The sequence below is a fragment of the Micromonospora sp. M51 genome, from assembly GCF_018070305.1.
GTDB classification, from domain to species: domain Bacteria; phylum Actinomycetota; class Actinomycetes; order Mycobacteriales; family Micromonosporaceae; genus Micromonospora; species Micromonospora parva.
The window spans coordinates 1-1,055 of record NZ_JAGPXZ010001238.1 but is presented as its reverse complement, the minus strand read 5'-3'; the positions used below and the strand labels follow the sequence as shown (position 1 = coordinate 1,055).

Annotated in this window: 1 protein-coding gene and 1 pseudogene; one reads left to right on the top strand and one right to left on the bottom strand. The window is 74.1% G+C overall.

Annotated features, from left to right (window positions below; genetic code table 11):
• Positions 1–155: pseudogene (locus KBX53_RS33960) on the bottom strand (DUF349 domain-containing protein); the annotation flags it as partial.
• A gap of 150 nt (positions 156–305) precedes the next feature.
• Between KBX53_RS33960 and KBX53_RS33955 the strand changes: the two are divergent.
• The coding region (locus tag KBX53_RS33955; RefSeq protein ID WP_210863925.1) for a class III extradiol dioxygenase subunit B-like domain-containing protein at positions 306–1,055 on the top strand (750 nt) is incomplete at its 3' end.

The following is a 1,055-nucleotide window of genomic DNA, read 5'->3' as shown; positions in this document are numbered from 1 at the left end:
TCGGTGACCAGATCGGCGAAGCGGCGCGCGAAGTGTGCCAGACCTTCCTCCGGCGCACCCGCCTGCCAGGATCCGACCACCCGCTCGCCCTCGGTGGTCTTGACGTACACGGTGCCGTCCGCGTCCACCCGTCCGAAGGCAGTCCAGTCGCTCATGTGCCCATCCTCGTTCTCCCGGCGTCGAGGGAACGAACCCCCGTCGCCGCCACGGCGCAGCCAAGTTACTTCCGGCATTGTCACAGGTCTCACCCGGTCCGCGTCGAGCGCCTATCGCCGACCGTGACCATACGGTGTCCTAGGGGCCGAATGACCGGATCGGCGCGGAGACGCACCGGGGATTCCCGCTACGGTGACAGGGTGCCACTGGTCGCCGCCGCCGTCTGCCCGCATCCGCCCCTGCTCGTGCCCGAGGTGGCCGGGTCAGCGGCCCCCGAGCTGGACGATCTGCGGGCGGCCTGTGACACCGCCGTACGCCGGCTGTTGGCCACCGACCCGGACATCGTGGTGCTGCTGGGCACCGGCCCGGTGACCGGCCCGATCCGCACCCCGGCGACCGGGTCCCTCCAGCCCTGGGGCGTCGACCTGGACGTGCCGCTGGTGCCCGGCCAGCCCGACCGGGGCGCGGTGCTGCCGTTGAGCCTGACCATCGGCGCATGGCTGCTGAGTCGCCACAACCCTCGGGTCCCGGTGACCGCCGTGCAGGTGGCCACCGACGCCGGCCCGGCCGAGCTGGCCGCGCTCGCCGAGCAGGTCGACGCCGCGGGTGACCGGGTGGCGGCGCTGGTGCTGGGGGACGGGTCGGCCTGCCGGGGAGAGAAGGCACCCGGGTACGACGACGCGCGTGCCCTCCCGTACGACCAGGGGGTTGCCGCGGCGCTGGCCGCCGCGGACCTGGACGCCCTGCTCGACCTCGACCCGGTGGTGTCGGCGGAGCTGAAGGCCGCCGGTCGCGCCCCCTGGCAGGTGCTGGCCGGCGCGGCCCGCGCGGCCGGCTCACCGTGGCGCGGCGAGTTGCTGCACGACTCCGTCCCCTACGGTGTGGCCTACTTCGTGGCG